Origin of the sequence: Paenibacillus plantiphilus (assembly GCF_927798095.1) — a bacterium.
GTDB classification, from domain to species: domain Bacteria; phylum Bacillota; class Bacilli; order Paenibacillales; family Paenibacillaceae; genus Paenibacillus_Z; species Paenibacillus_Z plantiphilus.
On sequence record NZ_CAKMMF010000005.1, the window covers coordinates 221,102 to 244,797 of the forward strand.

Consider the following 23,696-nt stretch of genomic DNA (forward strand, 5'->3'; position numbering starts at 1 on the left):
ATAAATAAAGGGAGATTAAGAGATATGGGTTCAATAATCCGATTCAGTATGAAGAACACAGTAGCGGTTCTGCTTATTATTATCGTTTTAATAGGCGGCGGGCTGTATGCTGCGGGGAATATGAAAATGGAGATGTATCCCGATGTGGACATCCCGTACATGCACGTCAATATTATTTATCCCGGGGCATCGCCAGAGCAATCCATGCGGGATATCGGCGAACCGCTTGAGAAGGCGCTGGCTAATATTGACGGAGTCAACAATATTTACACCTGGGGCAGTCCGAACCGGTTTCAAGCGGTTCTGAAGACAGATATGTCTGCCAGCATGGATGAAGTGGAGCAGGAGGTCCGCGATGCGCTTGCGAAGACGAAGCTTCCGGACACAGCTCAAGAGCCGATGGTTATGCGCGAGAAGATGGACCCGGAGGTCTACGAGATTGCCTTCTCGGGGCCGGATCAGGACCTGCTTCAGCAGTTTATTGAAGAAACGGCAGCTCCGGCTATCCGCTCAGTCGAAGGTGTGGATTCGATCGAAATGAAAGGCGTGCTCGACAAGCGTGTATACATACGAGTGAAGCCAGAAGCTCTGGCCAAGTATCGACTTACACTGGACATGGTACAACAGCTTATTACTGCGAATAATATTTCAGTCCCTATTGGCGACCTGCGCACGGATGAACAAATATTGCCGCTGCGTATTAGCGAGACGCTGCAGTCTATCGATGATATTCAGAACATTCGAATACCCGTGAGGCCTTCCGCTGGACAGGAGGGTAATGCCGGATCGCTGAAGCTCGGTGATATTGCGGATGTTGTTCATGAATCTGTCAATAAGAGTGTTACCCGTCTGAATGGCAAGCCGGCGATCTCCCTTACTGTGCTGGCCAAGGGCGGCGAGGATGTAGTGGCAATAGTAGGGCAGATAAAAGAGAAGCTCGACGGTTTGACCTATCCGGCGGACATGAAGCGGGAGCAGTTGCTCGACCAATCGGTGGACATCGAGGACTCGGTCTACAGCATGCTTCGCGAGGTGCTGATCGGTGCTTGTATGGCAGTGCTTGTGACACTGCTGTTTCTGCGGAATTTCCGTTCCACAGTCATTGCTGTCATCTCCATTCCACTGTCTATGTTTGCGTCCTTTATCGTGCTTCAATATCTAGGCTACACCCTTAACATGATGACGCTCGCAGGGATTGCAGTTGCAATCGGCCGGGTCGTAGATGATTCTATTGTCGTTATTGAAAATATATTCCGGCGCGTGCGCAGCGCCCAGCATCGTGATGGCGAGCTTGTAGAGCATGCCACTCGCGAGGTTGCTTCTGCGATTACTTCATCCACGTTGACGACGGTTGCGGTGTTTCTGCCGCTGGCATTCGTTCCGGGAATTATCGGGAAGTTTTTCGTCCCGCTGGCATGGACAATTGTCGTGTCCCTGCTGTTCTCCTTGCTAGTAGCGGTGACGGTTGTGCCACTTATGTCGCGTCTATTCCTGCTCAAGCTGAAGCATAACGAGCAGCGCGAGAATGGGCTGCAGCGCTTATACCGCCGTGTTCTTCGCTGGTCGCTGGGCCATCGGCTGGCAACGCTCGGAATCGCCCTGCTGATCTTGGCGGGCAGTGCCTCCATTCCGGCTGCCGGCTTGATCGGATTCAACTTCCTGCCGGCGGAGAAAGCAACGAATTTCAACGTTAGCATCGGGATGCCGATTGGCTCCACCGCAAGCAATACGGAGCGTGTGGTGGCTAAAATCGAAGAAGAGATCAAGGTCTATCCAGAGGTGCTGAACATCATTGCTTCCGCCTCGAATGAAAGTGGAAGTGTCGCCTTCCAGCTTGCCAAGGAATCGGATACAGAGCAGATCGTTGATGAGCTGCAGAATAAATTTGCTCTGGTGCAGGGTGCGAAGAGCATTACGATAGTCGGTACTGGCGGAATCGGCGGTTCGAGCCTGAATTTCATCGTCAATGGATCAGACCTGGCATCCATTGCGGAAGGCACAGAGCTAATAACGCAGGCGCTTAAGAAAGTAGAGGGTCTAACTAATATCCGCAACTCCGCAGAAGGCGAAAAGCCAGAGGTAGTCATCGACTTCAATCCTGACAAGCTTGCGGAGAACGGTCTTACGCCAGCGCACGTGGCGATGAGCCTAAGAACGATGGTAGAAGGGAATACCATCACGCAGGCGGATATTAACAACAAGCGAACCGATGTTGTCCTTCAGCTTGATACTGGTCATACAGCATCCGTTGAAATGCTGAAGAAGCAGTCCATTAGCAACGGCCATGGCGGGATCGTTGCGCTTCATGAGCTCGGTGAGGTAATGGAAACGAACAATGCTACACAGATTTCGCGACTGGACCAGAAGGAGTATCTGCAGGTATATTCGACGATAACTGATACGAATACATCGAAGGTAAGCTCCGATGCGTTCGCCGCTATCGATAAATTGAAGCTGCCGGACGGTGTGACCTGGTCCAATGAAGGCGCAGCCAAGGAAATGAACGACGGCTTCATTAGTATGGGGATTGCACTGCTGGTTAGTATTGTGCTCGTATACTTCGTCATGCTGCTTGCTTTTGGCGAGGCATTGATGCCGCTGGTTATCCTTGCTGCCATTCCATTCTCGATTATCGGCGCTATTGTAGGGCTGTATCTGGTTGGAGAACCAATCGGCATGCCGGCCATGATCGGACTTCTGATGCTGAACGGAATTGTCGTGACGAATGCAATCGTGCTGCTGGACCGTGTGAAGCAGAATGAGCGCAGAGGAATGGAGAAGGGGGAAGCGCTCTTGGAAGCGGGTGTCACCCGGCTGCGGCCTATACTGATGACAGCCGTTGCAACGATCGGGGCGCTCCTGCCGCTCGCATTATCATCCGAGGCGGGCCTTGTTTCACGGGCGCTTGCCATCGTCGTAATTGGAGGTCTTGCCAGCTCGACGCTGTTAACGCTTGTTATCGTTCCGGTTATTTATCATCTTCTGCTTCGTTCGAAGGGGAAGAAGCAGCAGCAATCGCAAGCAGCACAGGATTTCATCGCATAATGAAACAGGAACGCCGTCCATGCCGCCCCTAAAGGGGGGAGATGGGCGGCGTTCTTCATGCACTGATTGTCTGCGCGTATCGTCCCACCGCGCGCTGGGAGCTGCGCGCGGTGCAGAAATTATTCGGCTGCTCGCAATTCCAGTCCGAGCAGCTTCTGAATATGATCGGCAAGAGAGTGAAGCTGGTTGCCGATGGCAACGCCTCTCTGCTGCGAGACAAGATCGGCTGCAGGAACCATGGAGAGCTGGCCTGCCACGATTCTTTTATGCGGATTGTGCGCTATGACTCTATCGAGTCCCTCAGATACGGCCTGTATATAGGCCTCTTTCTTCCCCTGCATGATAAGCGGAAACGTATTCTGGAGCAGAGCCGATTCAATCTGTATGTCCTTGCCCATTAATCGGGAGTAGGACATTATTTGCTGCATAGACCCGTCAACCGTGCTTGGATTCGTGAAGACGACGACTACAGGCTGGTTCAGCTGGCATATATCGTCGGAAAGCGGTTGGTCGATTTTAATTAGCGGCATGGGGAATTGTGAAGTGTCATTCGGCAGCTGTGCTATGAAATATGTGCATGTAACGAGCAGAGCATCCACATGACATTGTGAAATCCAATGAATGGTTTCCTTGATCTTCTTGGTAGCGGCTTGAGTGGTGAAGGCAGGATCACGCTTAATCCGGTCCAAGCCCGGATCTACAAAGTGTACAAGCTCGACCTCATAAGGAAGCATCGCTCGTTCGATATGCTCAATATTGGAATGATGGGCGTGAAAGCAGCCAATCGTCGTCATACGTGCCAGCCTCCTTATTTTTATGGAGTATAGCAGCTTAGGACATGTCTGTAAATGTAAGAGCAATAAGGAATTGTTCTTCTCAGACTGCCCAGAAAGTCCGATGAAAAATGTGTTTGCAATTCCAATTACAATCACTACCCACTACATGATCAATCGGCGGCATATAACTGCAAAAGTACCTCTCCTGCATCCAATAGAGCTGCTCGCAGACAGAGTACCTGCAAAAATACATCAAATATCGCCAGAACCCAGCGTATACGGCACTTTTCTGGTTTTTTGATGCACTTTTGCAGGTAAGGGGCTTGAAATGGTCCATTTTGACCATAGTAACTGTATTTTACAGTAACGCTGATGCAAGCAACGGTTGTAGCAACGTATACCGACGGGAGACGTCCCGTGGACTTTCCCGACAGCCTGGTAAGAATAATAAGGAATTGTTCTTCTATTGGACCTGCTGTTGCCTTATAATGGAGGAAGACAATTTTACGAGACAAAGAAGGTATGCAGCATGAGTCATCTTCACGGGCAGTACAACGAATTTATTGTAATATTATCTTTTCTCATTGCTGTTGCAGCTTCTTACTCCGCGCTTAGCCTGGCAAGCAAAATATCAAGGGCTAAAGGGAGGAGCTATACCGTTTGGACGGTGGCAGGAGCCTGCGTAATGGGTGCAGGGATATGGTCCATGCATTTTGTCGGCATGCTGGCCTTTCATGTTGAGGCATCGGTAAGCTACAATATCTATCTCACTTTGCTCTCCTTGGCTGCGAGCATCCTGGCTTCGTATATCGCGTTTCGAGTTACCTCAGCTGCTGACTATGGAACCAGAAGGCTTCTTCAAGGCGGCTTTTTCATGGGCAGCGGTATCGTTGCGATGCATTATATCGGCATGTCGGCGATAAACGAGCCGATCAGGATTGCATACAACTCTCTATTCGTAAGCTTGTCCATCGTTGTCTCCTTTATAGCGTCCTACGGCGCGCTCTACCTCTTCCGCAAGTTTCGTACTACGGAAGGGTACAGCAAATGGAAGCTGATGAGCGCATGTATTATGGCGCTTGGCATTTGCGGGATGCATTATACGGGGATGAGAGCCTCTCAATTTGTTGTCGATGCTGCACATCAGCATAATGATCTGGTTGGACCGCAAACCTTTCTGCTCGCAGGGGTGGCTGGTGCAATCTTTTTCGTGCTTGCCGTAACTCTCGGAGCGATATTCTTCGACCGCAATGTACTGGAACGGATGGCATATACCGATTCACTGACAGGAATGCCGAACCGCAACCAGCTGACGCGCTACTTCGAGGATTCGTTCTCGGGGCGTGAGAGCGGCTTTTTGTTGTTCATCGATTTGGATCGATTCAAGACGATTAACGATACACTCGGACATGATGCGGGCGATCTCTTTATAAGAGAAGTGGCTCAGCGGCTCCAGCAGACGACATCGGGCGATCAGAATGTGTTCCGGCTTGGCGGCGATGAGTTTCTGGTTGTGTCCAGCAATGGCACGAAGGAGGAGGCAATCCGGCTGGCCGAGTATTTGGTCTCCGTCATTAAACGTCCGTATTCCGTTCTTGGCAATGAAATCTATATGACGACAAGCATTGGGATCAGTCTGGCGCCTGAGCATGGCGATAATCGGACGATGCTGCTGAAGGCGGCGGATGTGGCGATGTACCGTGCCAAGTCGGCGGGCAAGAATCAATATCAGCTTTTTGATGAGGAAACAGACCGGATGCATGTGCGCAAGCTGGAGCTGGAACGGGACTTGCGCAAGGCACTGGCTAACAATGAGCTGTGTATCTACTATCAGCCTAAGTGGGATGCGGAGTTGGATTGCCTCACGGGCATGGAAGCCTTGCTCCGCTGGAATCATCCAAGGCTGGGCATGGTATCGCCAGCCGAATTTATTCCCATTGCCGAAGAAACCGGATTAATTGTATCAATGACAAGATGGGTGCTGAATGAAGTGTGCATTCAGAACAGGGAATGGCAGAAACGGGATATCGTCCATGTCTGTGTGTCGGTCAATATGTCCATCCGCGTGTTCGAGAGCGGCATGTTATGCGAGATGGTAGAGGAGTCGCTTCAAGAGTCGAATATTGATTCTGGCAGTCTTGAGCTTGAGATTACGGAATCCATTGCCATGTATGATGTTCAAGATACGATCAGGCAGCTTCAGCACCTCAAGTCGTTGGGGGTAAGAGTATCGATGGATGACTTTGGGACGGGCTACTCCTCGCTGGGCAATTTGGATGAAATACCGATTGATGCGCTCAAAATCGATCAGATGTTCATACGTCAGAGCGCCCAGCCGTCCAAGCAGGCTATTATCAGTACGATTATTGCCATTGCGGGGCATCTAAAGCTGGAGGTCGTCGCAGAAGGCGTGGAGACAGAGGAGCAGATTGGCTTCCTGCAATCCAGAGGCTGCAGGGTTATGCAGGGCTACTACTACGGAAAACCGATGGATACGGAAACGTTGGAGGCCTGGTTAATCGCGAATAATGAGCGCGCGAAGCAGGGAGCTTCTTAGGCGCTGCATTCGACAAAAAACGCCAATTTCTAACAAATATTAATAGCTTGCCTATTTCTTCTATGATAGAATCTTAACTAATAGAGGTGTACAGGAGGGTATGTTGGTGCGAAAAATTTCGATAACTATGCTATGTCTGTTTCTGCTGCTGGGCATCATTGCAGTTCCGGCAAGCGCAGGCGCAACGGGCTCGGTTGTGAAGCCTGTTAAAGCGATGACAACAGGCGAGAATTGGATATATATCACATTCGATGGGCAGTTGACTGCAACAGATCATGGATCATCCTCGCTTCCCAGCTCGGCCTTCTCAATTGGCCTTCCGGACTACACGGTAAACATGGCAACTGCTGTAGGAGATGTCGTCGTCCTCATGCTGAACAAGCCATTGATCGATGTGGATAGTGTCGATATCGGCATGGAAGAGGGGGTCGTGGAAAACGCTGCAGGAGGCGCTCACAACCTCGCAATTACAGGCTATAAGGTTGTTACGCCGCAAGGAAAGCTGGCCTTGAAGGAGACGCTGGACCCGAGCGGTTCGGGGGTCACATTGAATGGCATCGTGAAATATGTGAAGACGCTCCCTGCCAGCAGCAACATAGTAGGCGCTTCCGGCATTGACAGTGAGGATGTCCGTTATTTGCTTTCAATAATGGACATTGGCGAAGTCAACAAGGAAGAGCTGCTGGGCGCTATTGAGAGAATGCAAATTTTCATCGATGGACCGCTAGGAACGGTGGAAGCGCGTCAGGAGCTGGCTGATCTGGCTGCAGCAGCGCAGACTCTTGTGGATAACGCAAGCGCAACCCAAAGACAGGTGGACAGTAAGCTAGTCGAGCTGCGGCACGGCATCAGCAACTTTATTCTGCTCTATCTAACAAATGTTCCGCAGCTGCTTCCTACGCCGATCAGCATTGAGCCAACGGCGGGAACCATGCTTGCTGATCATCTTGTTACAGAAGATGAAATCAGTGCAATACAAGGACTGCACTTGCCAGCCTCCTCTTCCGATCCCAAGTTTACGGTAACGCTGCCTAAGAACCCGAGTGCAGCAGGCGGCTATGCGATCGGCGATATTATTCATATCGTATTAGGACAATCGAATGCGGAAATTTCATATACGCTGACAGTATCGGATATTGCAGCAATAAACAACAATCTGCCAGGCAATGCGGTCTTTACAATTGACGCTCGCAGCTTCTTCCTGGACGCATCGTTGGAGGATCAATCATTCACGCCGTTTGTTTTTGTGGAGAAGGGCGATCACTCCATCGCCTCCTTGATAACTGTGTCTGCGAACCCAGTGACAATCAAACGCCGGCCTGTCATACATTTGCATCAGTCTACCGGATATGTAGAACGCGGAACATTACTCGGGGCAACGGCGAGCAAGGCGGGCATGGTCTATCTCGTACCGGCAGAAGCGGTTGTAACATCAAGGGCTGATCTTGTGAACCATGGCAATAGTTATGCGCCGGCTGCAGCGGCACATGCTTCGGTGTTTCTATCGACCACGGGTCTGCTTGTTGGCGAATCCTACAAGCTGTATGCTATCGATGATGCCGATCAGATATCAGCGCCGACAGCGGCTGTTACAATAACTGCTGCCGCCGAGCACCAGTTGAACGCAAGAGGCACGCATCCCGATGTAGAGGTTGACACCATTGAAGGTGAGACCGTTGTTTATATACCTGCGGGTGAGAGTATGGACGTTGGCACACTCAAGTCGCACTTAATCTCCACAAGAACAATTAAAGTGCAGCGCGGATCGGATGATTTTACAGAAATGGACGATTCGGAGCTCGTAACTAGCGAAATGGCTGTGGCTGTAGGGGATGGACCGGTCGAGATATTTAATATCCGCACCCAGCTGCCAGTTACAGCATTTAGCGGGATTGTGGAAGCAATAGATAATTCCGATATTGATGCGATTAAATTGAATAATAATATCGTCGCTTCAGAAGAGATTCTGGTGATTTACGACCGACAAATCAGTTTCCGTGCGAAGTCTCCGCGCATGTTGACGGTTGGCGGAGTCGATATTGGCGAGGATGACATTATTGAGAAGAGCAATGTCACCGTCATTGCTGATGTAGGCACGGATGATGCTCGATTGGCAACATCGGTCAGCCCTAGCAGTATTGCGGATGAGGTGCGTATCGGCACTCTTAAAGAGAACATAACAGGTCCTCTCAAACGCTCGGAAACCCACAACGGGGTTTATGTGAATACTGATAATGTCGCAGTAATTAGCGAGCTATTCGGCTGGGAGTATGCCTCTGGCGACAGTAGTATCAATACGATCTACTTTGCTGCTGACGTAACGACATATATTGAGATTGTATTGCCCGTGCATCCGCTGAACCTGTTCGGAAATGGGCGGCTGCTGACTGGATATCCCATTACAGGCACATTAAACGGGGTGTTCGACGGGGTTTCAGTTGAGATTGCGATTCCTTAGCAAAAGCATAATTCAAGCAAGCTATTGCATCCAGACCAATAACAACGTGTGAAAAAGGCTGCGCCTGCAGGAGTAATCCGGGGCGCAGCCTTTTTGTCTATTGTTGCAGAAGGAATGGAGTTGGTCTGTATGGGCAAGACACCTATCTACTGCAGATGGCTCGGCCATAGAACAAGGGCGCGATTGTCGCGCTCTGCTCCGAGTGCGCGAAGCGCGGCAGCAGCGTTGGAATCGGTGATGTCCTCGCCATTCCAGCGTTCGATTTTGATTTTGCTTAGACCATGCTGCTTCAGAATGGTGCGGAAAATTTGCTTGAGCAGCAGGGGATTGAGCGCATCATCCAATGTTGATTCCCTGTTCTTGCCAGAAGCAGATAGGCGGTTGTCGCCGAAACCATTATCGTTTTCGTTACCGTCGCCGCTGCCATTGCCGTCAAGGACTTCGACGACCTTGCGGCCATTATTCTCAAGCCAGTAGCGCCATCGGCCTTGATGCAGGACGAGGAAATTGCCGCTCTTGCGGCTGAAGGAAGCGCCTCTTACAGGCGGCCAGTCAGCGGCAAGACCGAAAGGATTCGCCGGATCGATAGCGGCTATAACTGTAATAGCGTCGGAATCTTGTCCCGGGAATGGCTGTCTCACAGCGGCCAGCAGCTCGCGCTTGGCGAATTGCAGCGTATTCACGCCTTGAATGAGCAAGCCCCGTGTCAGGATGCCCCAGCGCTCATATTGCCGCAGTACGGGAAGCAGCTCATCCCAGCCGAAGGGTGATAGCTGGGCGACGAGATCCTTGGTCACGATGCCGCAGCTCTCCAATAGATGCTGCGTCCAGTGCAGGGCGGATTGATGGAGCCCCTCGGAAGGCGGTACGCCAGTCTCGCTGCTGTGGTCCGATTCGGCAAGGGAGCCAGTCCAATACCACCGTCCCAAGCCGGATCCGGTCTTGGCCAGCGCCTTGCCCTTCGTGAGCAGCTGCAGACGAAGCGGGGCGAACTGGTCGTTGGATACGCGGCCCTCCCATACGAGATCAATCAGGTCAGTCAGCAGCTCGGACGGTATTTTGCCGCAATCACGGCTTAGCTTGGTCAGGAAGCTTGCCCCGCCGTCTTTGAGCATGGCCAGCAGGCCTGGATGCTTCGTTGCTGCCTCTGATTTCGGCGGCTGCACGTAAGGGGAGTACAGAGCTTTGGACTCTGCAAGGAAGAAGGCGATCTTGCCCTCCTTCTCTTGCTCCTCCTTGCGTCCAATCCAGACAACCTCGCCGGAGGAACAGAGAAGATCGAGGTCCTCCTTGCGATAACCGAGCAATCTTGCCGGGAATAGGATGGATTCCCAGTGTGAAGCAGGAAGGAAGAAGCCCTGCAGCCTGGTGATGACCGTTCGCAGGCCATCAATGCCGCTCAGCTGCGAACCGGACAACGCATGCTGAAGCAGCGACATATGCGCACACCATCTTACCGGATCAACAGGCTCTGCTTGCTTTCGAGCCTGCTCCATTGTCAGCCGAATCAACCGTTTGGCGACCTTGCAGCTTGACCAGATGCGCTCCTGCTCATTCTCCGCGAACGGCGCTTGCTCGATGGCTTCCATTGCAAGCAGCACATCGACAATATGAGCGGCCTGCTCGGGGTCCAGCACAGGGTATCGCTCAAGAAGCTCAAGCTCGGTAAATGACAGCCGGTGCTCGGCATAACGTCCTGCGACGAAGGCAATCGCGCTGTCTGTGAGCGGGAACGCCGCATACATATCGCTCTCATCCGAGCATATCCAGCGGTCCTCTGAGCCAGCGGAAGCCAGCGGGACAACTCGCCCGGAGGCTTGCAGCTCAGCCAGCCACAAGCGCGCCTCCTCTCCGGCAATGGCGCTCAGCTCCGAGATGCTCTTGTCTCCTTGGAGCTTCAGCAGTCTGTACAGCTCATCCGCTGAAGTTGGCAGTATTGGTCCTGATTGGAGGCGTGCTGCTTCCTCGGCGGCGATTAGAGGATCGACCTGTTGGATCGCGTGCTCACCGAACAGCTCTCCGGCCATAGCTCTGCTTACGCTCATAAGCTGAAGCTGCGTTGTCTCGCTTAGGCCATCCCCTTCATAGATTTGATTGTTCACATAATCAGCGATAAATTGCACCGCAAAGGGGGAGGGCGCATTCGTCTCATGGACGGCAATTTCGATATGGCCATCCGCGATGTTCCCCAGCAGCCGCTTGAGGCTGCCGGTATCCAGGAAGAGATGCAGAGATTCCCTCATGGCCTCCTGCAAATAAGGAAACTGCTCCGCATAAGGAAGCGATTGCTTTAGCAGCTCCTCGCTGCGCAGCCGCTTCTGCCACATTGGTGTTCTCGTGAAGCTGCGAGAGAGCAGGAGCGAGGTTTCCGCTATTCGGCGAAAGGCGATAGCGAGCAGCGGAGAGCCTGCGATGGCTTCTGTGAGAAGCGGCTCAAGACTGTCGGGCGTTATATGCCAGAGTGTCTGCAGCCATGAGGCATCCCATTCCGGAAGCACAAGCTCAATCCCGTTATCCTTGGCATTGCCGTATAGCTTATAGGGAAGCAGCCGATCGAATTGGCGCTCAATGGCAAGCAGCCACGTCCGGTTGATTCGCTTGCCAAAGGAGTTGTGGATAATGACCCTGGTCTGATTCATGAGATCGCGATAATGCTCAATCACGATGCGCCGATCAGTCGGCAGCGCAAGCGCCCTGTGCTGCGATCGAATGAGCTCAATCAGCTGCTCCGAGGCGATTCTGTCAAAGCCGTAATCCATATCGAGCCAGGCAATGGCAGCCTCGTCACGTTCCCGGACTGCCGCAGTCTCGTCTGAAGCGGCGGCGGGGTGGTCGGTTTTGGGTGAAAAGGGTTTAGCTTCCGCCAGATGGAGCCTGTCCGACAATTCGCCTATGAAGGCGCCAAGTTGAATGCCCAGCTCGTAGCTACGCCCGCCGGGCTCGTTGCGCCAGAAGGGGATCTCGCTGAAGCGGTTCGGCGCCTCCTTCACATATACCCGGTCATTATCGATGCTGCTGATCATCCAGGAGGAAGTGCCAAGCTGGAACACATCGCCGACGCGGCTCTCTTGAATGTACTCCTCGTCAAGCTCGCCCAGATGAATGCGGCTCTCCGCATGATGAACGGGATAGGCCGAGCTCTGCGGAATCGTGCCCGCGCCCGTTATCGCAGCCATCGCGGTATTGGACCGCTTGCGCAGCAGATTGCGGCTGCTCTCTCCTTCAGAGCTGCCGGTGCCGTCATTCTGACCGTTGCCGACGCTGCTGCGATCCCAATCGATAAGCGGTCTGGCGAAGGGGTAGAAGCCTGCGAGCACCTTAAGCGCCGCCTCTAGTCTCGCCCTTGTTAAGAGGCGGTAGCATTCACTGCGCGTCAGCAGCGCATGAAGCGCATAAACCTCAATCTCCTCGCTTGCGATAATAGCTGTCGCTTGCTGGGACAATACGTCAAGCGGCTCCAGCGGCAGCTTGATGGCCTCAATATCCCGCAGCATAATATTGCGGCATAGAACAGCCGATTCCGGCAGCTCGCTTCGATTGCGTGCAAGAATAAAGCCGTTGCTGTCATCGCCTACCGCATGACCCGCACGGCCGATCCGCTGAATGCCTGATGCGGCCTCCTTGGGCGAGTCGATCTGTATGACAAGATCGATATGTCCGATATCGATGCCCAGCTCAAGAGAAGAGGTTGCGACGATGCAGCGCAGCTCGCCGGATTTAAGCAGCTGCTCTACTTCCAGGCGGCGTTCGCGGGACAAGCTGCCATGATGCGCGCGGGCCATCTCATACCCGACATGATCGTTCAGCCTAAGAACAAGCCGCTCGCACAGACGGCGGCTAACGACGAATATAATAACGGATCGGCTGTCGCTCATCAGCTGCATGATCCGGTCCAGGATAGGAATCCAGACCGCTTCGCGCGTTCCGGCAAGCTTGCTCATATCCGGCATTGTGACCCTTGCTGAAATGGTTTTCTCCATGTGGCTCTCCACAATGCTGACCGGTCGGGGGGAGAAGCCAAGCGGATGAATATCCGAATGCTGGCTGTCCACGGCAGCAATGCCGGCAGCTATCTGGGGCTCCCAGCCGCCGAGAAACCGGGCTACTAGCTGAAGCGGCTTCTGGGTCGCGGATACGCCGATTCGCTGAACGGGCTGCTGGCATAGTGCTGACAGACGCTCCAGTGTAATCGATAGATGGGCGCCGCGTTTGTCAGAGGCCAGACTATGAATCTCGTCTACGATGACCGCTTGGACGGTTCGCAGCATGCTTCGCCCTTTGTCTGAGGTGAGCAGCAAATAGAGCGACTCCGGCGTTGTGATCAATACGTCTGGCGGCCGCCGCAGCATTCTCGCACGTTCATTCGAAGGGGTATCCCCCGTGCGCACCGCCGTTCGGATGCCTGGCCATGCACAATCTGCAGCGGACTCGTCCGAGGGCTGCAAGCGTTCAACGTCTTCCATGAATGCGGTCAAATGATGCTGGATATCATTGTTGAGCGCCTTGAGCGGAGTGATGTACAGAATGCGTACGCCGGGCGTCCAGCCTGCTCCCGCCTGCAATTTGCTCGTGGCGACCTTATTCAGACAGGGGAGCAGGGCGGCGAGCGTTTTGCCCGACCCAGTCGGGGCTGCAATCAATGTATGCTGATTGGCCTGAATTGCGCGCCACGCTTGAAGCTGTACATCAGTAGGATCGCCGAAGGTGCGAGTGAACCACTCCGCTAATGTAGGGTGAAAATCCGATAGAGCCGATGAAGGTGTCGGCATATTGCAGCAGCTCCTTCCTGTTTGCAAAGCTGCAAAGCAGGGTATAAGTAAATAAACCGGTTATTATTCCCATTATTTGATTCTAAATCTGACTTTAGACAACGGCCTGGGCGCGAAGTTAAGTGTTGTCGATGCAACCGTCATTAGTGGTTACATTATACCTTTTTTTCAATCTGCGGTGAGGAGGATTCGTACTGTCCCGCAATCTCCGTAATATCGAGGCTCCTCGATCATGGTGCGGATTGTTTTGTTCGATGCGGTGATTGCGCTATTTTCATAAATAGCGATTGCTGCACTTATTGGTCAGATTACAGATCTCTCCACATATACATGGTAACAATATGGCCTGTATTGCGGGGAGGCAGAGGTATGGAGATGCTGGGATGGCGTGATGGTCTGGAAGGCAGATGGAGAGAGTGGAAGCAGCTTGAGGATGCTTTGGGGCGAACGCTGGCTGGAAGAACGGTGCTGCGAGTCGCGGGCAAGCGTCCGCCAAGAGGCATGACGACGGGTGCGGGCGCGCATTCCATGCGGCTGTCAGAAGGGCAGGAGGCAGCCGGAGCATATAATGCAGGCTTGGCTTGCTTCTGTCTGGGGGAGCTGGACACCGAGGGACGGGCAGCGTTTCTGGAGAATTGGCATAAGCGGCTTCAGTCTGGTGCTACTGCGATTGTTGCCGATAGGCGAGGGAAAGGCTGTGAGACAGCATTCGAGCTGCATGAGCTGTTCGCAGCAGGTGGGACAGGAATTGATGTGCAGGTTGGGCGGACGTACTGGTGGGTTAGATACGAGGTTCGATAAGCTTGGATAGCAGAAAGACCGCAGCACGCTTGTCGGCTAGGACAAACGAACTGCGGCCTTCATGCACATCGTTATGATGCAGAGCTTGATTTAATCGACGTCTCCGCCACCGTCTTGCTCTTCAGACGGCTCATCGGCATATTTCTCGAACGTTTCAGGGCTCATTACACGGCGTGCAGTCACATAGCGCTTCTGGTAGTAGGAATCACTGAGGCCGCTGATTGTAACGCCTTTGCTGGAGGAAGAGTGTGCGAACTTTCCATCTCCAACATAGATGCCAACGTGCGAAATGCCTTTACCGCTCGTATTGAAGAATACGAGATCGCCTGGGATCAAGTCAGCCTTTGCGACCTTCTTGCCCAGCTTGGCTTGCGCCGAGGATGAGTGCGGGATTTCGAGGTTGAGTTTCTTGAACACATACATCGTAAATCCGGAGCAATCGAATCCTTTAGTCGTAGTTCCACCGTAATGGTACGGTGTGCCGATTAGGTCTTTGATGTACCCGTCCATCTTGGAGTCAGCGAAAACGCTACCAACCTGGAATGCGAGCAATAAAGCAAGACCTAACAGCAAAGCAGAAACCTTTTTCAAAAGATAGAACCCCTTCCAATGCCTACGAGGTTAGCTGTGGGGTTCGGTTGAAGGCTCCCTATGATCGCCTCTGGCTTCCGATTCATGCAATGAGTTCGGACGTCGGCATCAATTCACCCAAGATGGTTCCCCCGTTTCCCTTGCGGGAATTCGGCAAATTTTTCATGCTGGAGTTAAGTATTCTGTTTTCCTGTCAGTTCTCCTTCTATGTTCACGATTTGTTCACAAATTAGAATTATTAGAGTGAAACCTTTTGACAAGTTATATCGTTATAGTTTAATGCGAGTTATGCTCGGCTCCCTAAAGCCAGGAATACCAAGGGTTTTCCATCTACAGCTGCTTTAACGCACACACAGCAAGACCTCCGAAGACCACGTGAAAAGTGGTTTTCGGAGGTCTTTACTCATTTTCGAGCGGCTATACGGCATAGGCTGGAAGTTGCATAGATAGATATGGGAAAAGAGGCTAACGATGCATTTTGGATGCTGTGAGAGAGGCCTGCCTGTGCTGTGCTGTGTCCCAGGAAAGCAATCAGCTGGGGCGGGGACGGCTAGGTTTGCTTTGACTGCCATACATCGTATTGAGACGCGACCGTCCAAACCTTCATTATGGTGCGAATGAGCTGATAGCTTTGGTGAAGGATTAGCGCGAGAAGCCCTGCCCAGAGCATGGAGGCCGAAGCGAAGCTGACGCTGACCAATATGCCGATTCCCCACATCAGGAGCGAGATGCCCGCCAGAGGAATCAAGTGGCGCAGGCCGCTCCACATCGAGCGCAGTGCGCCGTTGCCGGCTATGATGCCAAATTGTACGGCCAGGAAGAGCAGGTGGAGCAGCAGTGCCAGCACCACCCAGCCGCAAACCCAAGGTCCCAGCTGCTGGGCAAGCCCGTTTAAGCCGCTGCCGGTGAGCAGAAGATCAAGGGCACGCGGCAGCAGCCAGACGCCCGGAGCCAGCGCGAGTATTGTTTTGATGCAATAGAGCAGTGCGAAGGGCTTCCATGCGATGCGTATTCCTTGCAGGAATCGCGTTCCTCCATCATCTCTCGCATGGTGAAGAGAATGGAGCAATCCCGCATTGAGCAGAGGTGTCAGCAGCATGCGCGCGGCGAGAATACTGGCGAACAGCCATATATAAGGTTGTATGAGGTCTGTTTTCATGAGCTGGAATTGAGCCTCAGCCAGAAACAGCTGCACCGCATTCTCGGCGGGATTGCTGTCGGGATACCGCTTCAGGAGCGGGACAATAATGCCTTCGATGATCCGGTACAAGAAGAAGCCCCAGAGCAGCTCATAGAGAAATAAGAAGATTACAATGTAGAAATGCTTCATCGTTAGACGCCAGCCCTGCTTCAAATGGTTATTCAACCGCCGTTCCCCCTTTAACCCTGCAACCAGTGGCCGTACGATCCGCGTAACGGCTGGATTGGTTATTTTCAACATATACATGCTGCCTGATGCTCCCCTCTGACACTCACTACCAGGCCAGAGAAGAGAACAGGACTTCAATCAGCTTGGCGACACCGATATTCCAGCGGGTGCGTGTCTTCTCGGGAAGCTCGGCCTTCATAAAATTATTAATCCGCTTATTGTCGAGCACATTGTTCATCTGCGGGTCTATGGCTGCCCATATCAATGGGGAGGAGTGGACGATTTTATACTGGATGTGCGCCTCTTGGCCTTGCCATATCTTCGGCATTGTCGTACCGTCGGCGAATTGAAAGATGATCGGAACCGGTCCGAGACTGCCGCCCAGCTTGCGAATGAGGATGACGGATTCATATTGCGGCGCTCCATTCTCGGTAACAGGCTGAACGTGAATGGACTCCACTGCGTAATCGGCCATTTGCTCGCCATAGACATATTGGCTGAAATAATCCGTCCATTTGGACTTGGTCACTTGCTCCACGATGCGCTGGAAGTCAGCGGTGGAGGGGTGCTTGAACTTATACTTCTGGAAGTAGGTTCGCATGATTTTGCGCATCGTCTGGGCGCCTACCTGCTTCTCGATCCCGAACAGCACGAGCTTGGCGCGCATATAGACATTCTCTGCATAGTGATCGTGGCTGTTGTACGACCAGGACAGCTGCTTGAGCGGCGCAGGATCGGTCATATAGCTGGCTTCAATAGGCAGGTTGGGCTGTATGCCATATTCGCTTTCCATTACCTTGTCCTCGGCATAGGACGTAAACCCTTCATCAAGCCAAGCCTCTTCGAATTCATTGGAGGCGACCATTCCGTACCAATACTGATGGCCGATCTCATGCACGACAGTGCGCTCAAGCTCATAGCCGGGGTTGTCGTTCTCTGCTGCGAATGAAGTGATCAGCGTTGGATATTCCATTCCGCCTGCTCCGTTGCCGCCTTTGGGAGGCACGACGATGGAGAGAGTGGAATAGGGGTAGGAGCCGTACCATTGCGCATACTTGGCCAGTGCTGACTTGGCTGCGTGCATGTAGCGATCCTTGAATTTGGCGTGCAGAGGGTCCATATACAGCTTAATCCGCACGCCTGGGATGCCGTCTGATGAGAATGGCTCCTCTGCATACACAAAGTCCGGCGAAGCGGCAAAGCCAAAATCATGGACATCATCCGCATAGAATTGATAAATTTTGCGCCCTTCCTTGACGACCGTCTGCTTCGTCGGAAATCCGGTTGCTGCAACCTTGTATGCCTGCGGCACATTGATCTTCACGCTATAGATGCCAAAGTCGCTGTAAAATTCCGAGTTGCCGTGATATTGATGGACATTCCAGCCTTCCGCCGTTCTGCCGCGCGTTCCCGCCGTTTCATAGACGCATAGCTTAGGGAACCATTGTCCTGCCATGACGAAATTTCCCGAATAGCCCATGCGAGCAAACACCTCGGGCAGCTTGACCTCGAACTGCAGCTTCAGCGTTACGCTCTTCCCGGGAGCTACCGGGTCTGGCAAGCGCAGCTTGGCAAGTGTTGTATCCTTCGTGTTGCCGTCATCCGGCTGGACATAGTGCAGACGAGGGAGAAGGCTCTCGCCCTCTGTCGTTGTCAGCGACCGCAGATGCATGTAGCCATTGCTGGCAGTGGTTGCCTTATCGCTGCGAAGCTGGCCTTTGGATTCGCGCATGAATGTCGAGTCCTTCGATTGAAACGCATTCGGATACATGTGAAAATAAAGCTCGGACACCGGATTTTTACCGGGGTTAATCCATGTGACGGACTGCTCGCCGTGCAGCAGCTTGGTATCCTCATGCAGATGAACGTCGATATGGTACTCCACGACTCGTTTGCTGAGTGCCACCGGCTTCGGCTGCATGATGGAATCCGGCTCCTGAACAACCTGAGGCGGACTAGGCTTTGGAGCGGTATTCGGTTTATCGGGGGCGAAAGCGTATGTATATTGCGAAACCCAGGCATCCCCGAACCCTTGCTGGGCCGTCACTCCAAGCAGAGCGACGATAAGCGCAAAGAACAACAAACGTTTGGTGTGACGTGGCTTCATGGAACGATTCCCTCCCGTTGACAAGCATCTACAGCATGTATATGTTTGCTTTTCACGGATTATTAGCTAAAATGGAATTAATGTGTGGACATGCGGGAAATCCGCGCCAGATATGGGTTTGAGCCAGTTGGTGATCCTTCACTTGCGAAATCGTGGAAAGCATATAATAGATGGGAGCGAAGCTTGGATGACAGAGCAAGGACAAGGACAGGAGCAGCCTGCGGGCAGCGCGGCAGGGACACCGGAGAAGAAAGAGAAGCGGTCGCTTGCGCTCAATGTAGTGAGCAACAAGGAGCACAAGGGCTTTGGAGCAGGAACGATTGATCTGAGCAATGTAGCTTGTGTCATTATTGACAATGGCGAGGCTTACATTGATGTAGGCGCCATGCACGCCAAGAGCAAAGTGGAGAAGGGTATCAAATTCAGCACGAACAAAGAGGATGTGCCTAACGGACGGCTCTGCTGGATCGTATGGGTAGCAGTCGATCGGAATGAGGAAGGCTCGTATTATGCCGGGGCAACAGCATGTCCAATGCTGGTGGACACCGAGGCGCGGCGCGGATGGAAGATTCTTGCCCAGCATGTGAACAACCTGGATTATGCGATCAAGCGCAAATACGTGCTGAACGAGCTTGGCGAGGAAGAGAAGGCTGCGCTGCAGCGCCTGCTTATTGCGCACAATGAAGAATGGTGGAATCGTTCACCAGAGGAACTGAAGCAAGGACTTTCCGTTTAAATGCTTTTTAATGAAGGAAGATAGCGAGGGCTGTTCGGCAGCGGGTTAATAGGCCTGCTTGCCGGACAGCTCTATTTTGCATGTGTGATGTTAATTGTATGTCAGATAAATTTTGGTTAAGCGGTTAAAATAAGTTGAAACTGCTACATGAGCGGGATAAAATGTTAGATAAACTAACACGAAAAAAGGGAGAGAACAGCATGATCATCCTTGCACCATTCCTGTTTCTAATGAACCGTCTTGCCTATTGGAAGAAATTCGTACTCATCGGCTTGCTGTTCGTCATCCCGATCACGCTGCTCACAGTAGATGCCTTTCGTTCGATGCAGACCTCGATCGGGCTTACAATGAAGGAGCGCGAGGGGGTAGCCTATCTGAAGCCGCTCAAGGAAATGCTGATGGCGCTTCAGCGGCATCGCGGCGTAGCCAATGGCTTCCTTAATGGCGAGAGGGAATCAAAGACACAGCTGGACGAGATTGAGATTGATATTCAGAACGGGCTGGCCTTTGTGGATGCTGTTCATGCGTCTCATGAGGATACCTTCGGCGCTCCGAAGCGCTGGGATGAAATAAAAGCGGAGTGGACACTATTGGTTGACCAATACAGCGGAATGGCTGCGGCAGAGAGCTTCAAGCGCCATAGCGAGCTTATTGATGGTCTGCTTGACTACATGGTCGTGATCTCTGATGCGTCGAATTTGACATTGGACAATGAAATTGAAACTTATTATTTGATGGATATGGCTGTGAACCGGATTCCTCTATTGATGGAGAAGGTTGGCAAGTCGCGTGGTCAAGGAAGAGGGATACTGGCCGCAGGGACGATTAGTGCAGAGCAGAAAATAGAGATGATGCTGGATATGGACCGTGTGGAGAGCTCGCTAGATGGATTGGACAAGGATTGGATCAATGCTCGGAGCTCGCAGTTGAACGTCTCTTCTCTTGAGGGATTGTATAATACGAATGCGACCGCTGCGAGACAGTATGCTGCAATTGTAGAGAGGGAGATTATTGACGAAGCCTTCTTGATTAAGCCAGCCCACTATTTTGACGAAGGAACCAAGGTTATCGATGCAAGCTCGGCGCTCTATAACGAGACGTCCAAACTGCTGGATGAGCGGCTGGCGGAGCGGATAGAGGGAATGAAATTCAAGCGAGGTACTCTTATCCTGACGCTTGGCATAAGTATTGTGCTGGTTGCTATGTTTTTTGCCGCATTCTATATCAATGTCCAGCGTGCAGTAAGGAGATTGGAGCAGGATTCTGCGAGAATGGCTGATGGCGATCTAAGCATCCGCATCGAGCTTGCAACGAAGGATGAGCTAATGCGGGTCGGAGAAGCGTTCAATCGGATGGCCGCGAGCTTCGGTGAAGTTCTGCGGGGCAATCAGGCGGTAGCGGAGCAGGTAGCTGCATCCTCGGAGGAGCTGGAGGCAACGGCGGGCCAATCTGTTGATGCCGTTCATTATATTGCGGAGATTATGCGGGAAATTGCAAACGAGGCTGACAATCAAGCCCATAGCGCAGACCAGAATGCTACGGCGATGTCAGAGATGGCAGGTGGCATTGGGCGGATTGCCGAGACAACCTCTACTGTTAACGAGGTGGCGTCGGCGGTGGCGACGGAAGCTAAAAATGGCAGGAATACTGTGAAGCAGGCGGCAGAACAGATGACAGTCATTCGCAATAATACGGGGGAGACTGCCGAGGCCGTCGAGAAGCTGCGCGTACAATCGGAACAGATAGGCTCAATCGTTACACTCATCACCAATCTGGCTCGCCAGACCAATCTGCTTGCGCTGAATGCGAATATTGAAGCGGCTCGTGCCGGAGAGCAGGGCAAAGGGTTCGCTGTTGTTGCCCAGGAGGTGCGCAAGCTGGCGGAGCAATCCCGTGAAGCTGCCGAGAATATCGGCGGTCTTGTAAGTGAGATGCAAGCTTATGCGGACGGGGCATCCAAGCGGATGGTGGACGGAGTTGCGGAGGCTGCCAAAGGAATTGTCGCTATGAACGAGGTGAGCGGCATGTTCGGCACAATTCTGGCTGCAGTCGAGCAGGTTGCCCGTCAGGTGGAAGAAATATCGGCGGCGACCGAGCAGATGTCAGCCGGTACGCAGCAGATAACGGCCTCCATCCACGAGTCGCTTGGCTATGCCAGTCAAGGAGCGAGCAAGGCGCAGCAGGTAACCGCATCGACACAGGAGCAGCTGGCATCCATGGAGGAAGTTTTGGCGGCATCGGGATCGCTCAGCGCGATGGCGGGGAGGCTGCAGGATTCCTTGCAGAGATTTCGAGTGGAGAGTCATTAGACGGGAGGGACGGCTTGCTTGCCGCAAAGCTTATTGATAAGTGCCTGAACAATGCCTATTATTAGAGGTAATCTGCGATTGTATCAGGAGGGATTTCTTTGTTGTATAGAAAATCGATAGAAACGCTCTCGCCTTATATACCGGGCTTTCAGCCGGCTATGGACGGTACTGTTATCAAGATCAACTCTAACGAGAATCCGTATCCGCCTTCACCTAAGGTCAAGGAGCTGCTTGGCGGCTTTGACTTTAGACAGCTGCGTTATTATCCTGATGCGACAAGCCAGCCTCTCAGGGAGCTGATCGGCGCTCAGCATGGGCTGTCGAGCAAGCAAGTACTGTGCGGCAACGGCTCTGATGAAGTAATTTCACTCATCTTCAAAGTCTTTTTCGAGGAGGGCGATACGATTGCCACGCCTTATCCGACCTATACATTTTACAAGTCGGTAGCGGACATCATTAATGTTGGGGTCGCCTTTGTGGACACAGCGGAGGATTTCGCAATCGACTTGCAGGGATTAGTGAATACCGGCGCCAAAGGCATCTTTATCGCTAATCCGAATGCGCAGACTGGCCGGCTGCTGCCGCTGCAACGTATTGAGGAGCTGCTGAACAATTATAGCGGACTTGTAGTTATAGATGAGGCTTATATCGATTTTGCCGGACAAGAGTCATCGGCCTGTCATCTGCTTGGGACCTATTCGAATCTTATCGTGCTGCGCACCTTCTCCAAATCCTATTCCCTATGCGGTATCCGCGTTGGGTTCTGCTTGGCTGACGAGTCGTTGATCCAAGCGATGGACAAATGCCGGGACTCCTATAATGTGAACCATCTGAGCCAGGTGATTGCTGCCGCAGCCTTCCGGGATCGGGAATATTTGGAGGCAACGGTGAAGCGGGTTGTGGACACGCGGGACATGCTGGCGGATGAACTCCGCAATCTCGGCTTTACAGTCTACCCATCCGAAGCGAATTTCCTGCTATGCCAGCCGCATGGGCGCAGCGCGTCCGATATTTATGATTACTTAAAGGCGCAGCAGATTTATGTCAGACATTTCGATTCGCCGCGTCTGTCAGACAAGCTGCGAATCGCGATTGGAACGGAGCAGGAAGTAGAGATCCTGCTGCGGCATTTGCGTGAATATGCAGGAAGCGACCCGATTTAATTAAGCACAGCAATGCTAGGGTGTACTTCAGGTCATGAGTGTGAGAATAAACAAGCTGCTCGGCGAGTCACCTGCACAGGACTTGAGGGCAGCTTGTTTTGATGTTCATGCCACCCTGTCTATTTGAATAATGGCAACATACTGTAACTCGGAAAAGGGATCCAGCTCGTCGATAATGATTGGCTGCGATCATAAGGGGAATACAAATGAAGCTTCCACTGATAATAAGTGGGTGATCCGTAATGCTAGCGGATGATACTGCTAAGTTGGATCAAACAGGCGGGCTGCGCAGGGGGATGTTCTAGCGAACGCCGTTATTCGCGGCTCTATTAGCAGTAAGTAACTACACAACCGCAAAATTCACATCAAACCCTGCCGCATCTCGCCGAAGTTACTGCACAAATAGATCGACTATCATTCGCAGACAGAGTAATCAGTGTTTTCAGGTTTGTTTACTGTTGTACAGCGGTGGCCAGAGTGTTTTCGGCAGCTCATTGTCAGCTGTAAGACGGAAATTCATGCTTATAGCGCAACTCGCCTCGCTTTTTCGTTCTGTAAGACGGAATTTCATTCTTACAGCGGTGGCCAGAGTGTTTTCGGCAGCTCATTGTTAGCTGTAAGACGGAAATTCATGCTTATAGCGAAGCTCGCTCCGTTTTTTCGTTCTGTAAGCAGGAATTTCATTCTTACAGAGATCGTAGGGGGATTAGGCGGCTCATTGCTATCAGAAAGATGGTACATGCTTGCGGCGGATGTAGTTTCTGTGAATCTCAGTCAGCTGTTAGTTGGTTTTCAAGACGAGGTGGGAGCAACGGTTGAAGCAGCGAGCATACCTTCCTTCGGGGATGTCCGTTTACTGTTGAGCGATGAGGAGGCTGACCCATTAGCAGCGAATCTGCGTACGGGACAGCCTTAGCATTTTCAATAGTCTATTCTCAGAGCATCCTCAGAGCATTCTCAGAGCATCTTTAGTTCATCCGCATTGCATTCATTGCATCCTCATTCCATCCTCATT

General features: G+C 52.3%; 13 protein-coding genes and 1 riboswitch. Of the genes, 8 read left to right on the top strand and 5 right to left on the bottom strand.

Annotation, left to right across the window (positions count from 1 at the left end):
• The first annotated feature begins 24 nt into the window (after positions 1-24).
• On the top strand, positions 25-3,045 hold the full coding sequence (locus L6H65_RS06390) for an efflux RND transporter permease subunit (protein WP_236339663.1): 3,021 nt from the start codon (positions 25-27) through the stop codon (positions 3,043-3,045).
• Between the two features lie 119 nt (positions 3,046-3,164).
• Here L6H65_RS06390 and L6H65_RS06395 read toward each other — a convergent pair whose 3' ends face one another.
• A complete protein-coding gene (locus L6H65_RS06395) occupies positions 3,165-3,839 on the bottom strand; it encodes a hypothetical protein (protein WP_236339664.1) in 675 nt (224 codons plus the stop codon).
• 511 nt (positions 3,840-4,350) lie between these two features.
• Here L6H65_RS06395 and L6H65_RS06400 point away from each other — a divergent pair.
• Positions 4,351-6,378, top strand: coding sequence for a bifunctional diguanylate cyclase/phosphodiesterase (locus tag L6H65_RS06400; protein WP_236339665.1), 2,028 nt, complete (start codon positions 4,351-4,353; stop codon positions 6,376-6,378).
• 106 nt (positions 6,379-6,484) lie between these two features.
• Complete coding sequence (locus L6H65_RS06405; RefSeq protein WP_236339666.1) at positions 6,485-8,836, top strand: hypothetical protein; 2,352 nt, start codon at positions 6,485-6,487, stop codon at positions 8,834-8,836.
• 146 nt (positions 8,837-8,982) lie between these two features.
• Here the strand turns inward: L6H65_RS06405 and L6H65_RS06410 are convergent, their stop codons facing one another.
• Positions 8,983-13,605: a DEAD/DEAH box helicase gene (locus L6H65_RS06410; RefSeq protein ID WP_236339667.1), complete on the bottom strand. Its 4,623-nt coding sequence runs from the start codon at positions 13,603-13,605 to the stop codon at positions 8,983-8,985.
• Positions 13,606-13,974: 369 nt separating this feature from the next.
• Here L6H65_RS06410 and L6H65_RS06415 point away from each other — a divergent pair, with 369 nt between their 5' ends.
• Positions 13,975-14,406, top strand: a complete 432-nt coding sequence (locus L6H65_RS06415) for a hypothetical protein (protein WP_236339668.1) — start codon at positions 13,975-13,977, stop codon at positions 14,404-14,406.
• A 90-nt stretch (positions 14,407-14,496) separates the two neighbouring features.
• On the opposite strand, the gene L6H65_RS06420 is transcribed toward L6H65_RS06415, so the two are convergent.
• The 3 genes from L6H65_RS06420 to L6H65_RS06430 all read right to left on the bottom strand — a co-directional run bounded on the left by L6H65_RS06420 (position 14,497) and on the right by L6H65_RS06430 (position 18,473).
• A complete protein-coding gene (locus tag L6H65_RS06420) occupies positions 14,497-14,997 on the bottom strand; it encodes a C40 family peptidase (protein ID WP_236339669.1) in 501 nt (166 codons plus the stop codon).
• A gap of 4 nt (positions 14,998-15,001) precedes the next feature.
• A riboswitch (cyclic di-AMP (ydaO/yuaA leader) is annotated at positions 15,002-15,163 on the bottom strand.
• 384 nt (positions 15,164-15,547) lie between these two features.
• A complete protein-coding gene (locus L6H65_RS06425) occupies positions 15,548-16,444 on the bottom strand; it encodes a hypothetical protein (RefSeq protein WP_236339670.1) in 897 nt (298 codons plus the stop codon).
• Between the two features lie 28 nt (positions 16,445-16,472).
• A complete protein-coding gene (locus L6H65_RS06430; RefSeq protein WP_236339671.1) occupies positions 16,473-18,473 on the bottom strand; it encodes a M1 family metallopeptidase in 2,001 nt (666 codons plus the stop codon).
• 187 nt (positions 18,474-18,660) lie between these two features.
• Here L6H65_RS06430 and L6H65_RS06435 point away from each other — a divergent pair, with 187 nt between their 5' ends.
• From L6H65_RS06435 to L6H65_RS06450, 4 genes are all read left to right on the top strand, one after another.
• A complete protein-coding gene (locus tag L6H65_RS06435; RefSeq protein WP_236339672.1) occupies positions 18,661-19,209 on the top strand; it encodes a YwhD family protein in 549 nt (182 codons plus the stop codon).
• Positions 19,210-19,409: 200 nt separating this feature from the next.
• On the top strand, positions 19,410-21,518 hold the full coding sequence (locus tag L6H65_RS06440; protein WP_236339673.1) for a methyl-accepting chemotaxis protein: 2,109 nt from the start codon (positions 19,410-19,412) through the stop codon (positions 21,516-21,518).
• A 98-nt stretch (positions 21,519-21,616) separates the two neighbouring features.
• Positions 21,617-22,681, top strand: a complete 1,065-nt coding sequence (gene hisC, locus L6H65_RS06445) for a histidinol-phosphate transaminase (RefSeq protein ID WP_236339674.1) — start codon at positions 21,617-21,619, stop codon at positions 22,679-22,681.
• A 631-nt stretch (positions 22,682-23,312) separates the two neighbouring features.
• Positions 23,313-23,597 carry a hypothetical protein gene (locus L6H65_RS06450; RefSeq protein ID WP_236339675.1) on the top strand — a complete coding sequence of 95 codons (285 nt, stop codon included), beginning with the start codon at positions 23,313-23,315 and terminating at the stop codon, positions 23,595-23,597.
• The last annotated feature ends 99 nt before the right edge of the window (positions 23,598-23,696 follow it).

Coding starts and splice junctions, on each gene's coding strand:
- L6H65_RS06395 (WP_236339664.1), bottom strand. CDS start 3,839: ATGACGACGATTGGCTGCTTTCACGCCCATCATTCCAATATTGAGCAT.
- L6H65_RS06450 (WP_236339675.1), top strand. CDS start 23,313: ATGCTTATAGCGAAGCTCGCTCCGTTTTTTCGTTCTGTAAGCAGGAAT.
- L6H65_RS06435 (WP_236339672.1), top strand. CDS start 18,661: ATGACAGAGCAAGGACAAGGACAGGAGCAGCCTGCGGGCAGCGCGGCA.
- L6H65_RS06415 (WP_236339668.1), top strand. CDS start 13,975: ATGGAGATGCTGGGATGGCGTGATGGTCTGGAAGGCAGATGGAGAGAG.
- L6H65_RS06410 (WP_236339667.1), bottom strand. CDS start 13,605: ATGCCGACACCTTCATCGGCTCTATCGGATTTTCACCCTACATTAGCG.
- L6H65_RS06400 (WP_236339665.1), top strand. CDS start 4,351: ATGAGTCATCTTCACGGGCAGTACAACGAATTTATTGTAATATTATCT.
- L6H65_RS06390 (WP_236339663.1), top strand. CDS start 25: ATGGGTTCAATAATCCGATTCAGTATGAAGAACACAGTAGCGGTTCTG.
- L6H65_RS06430 (WP_236339671.1), bottom strand. CDS start 18,473: ATGAAGCCACGTCACACCAAACGTTTGTTGTTCTTTGCGCTTATCGTC.
- L6H65_RS06440 (WP_236339673.1), top strand. CDS start 19,410: ATGATCATCCTTGCACCATTCCTGTTTCTAATGAACCGTCTTGCCTAT.
- L6H65_RS06425 (WP_236339670.1), bottom strand. CDS start 16,444: ATGTATATGTTGAAAATAACCAATCCAGCCGTTACGCGGATCGTACGG.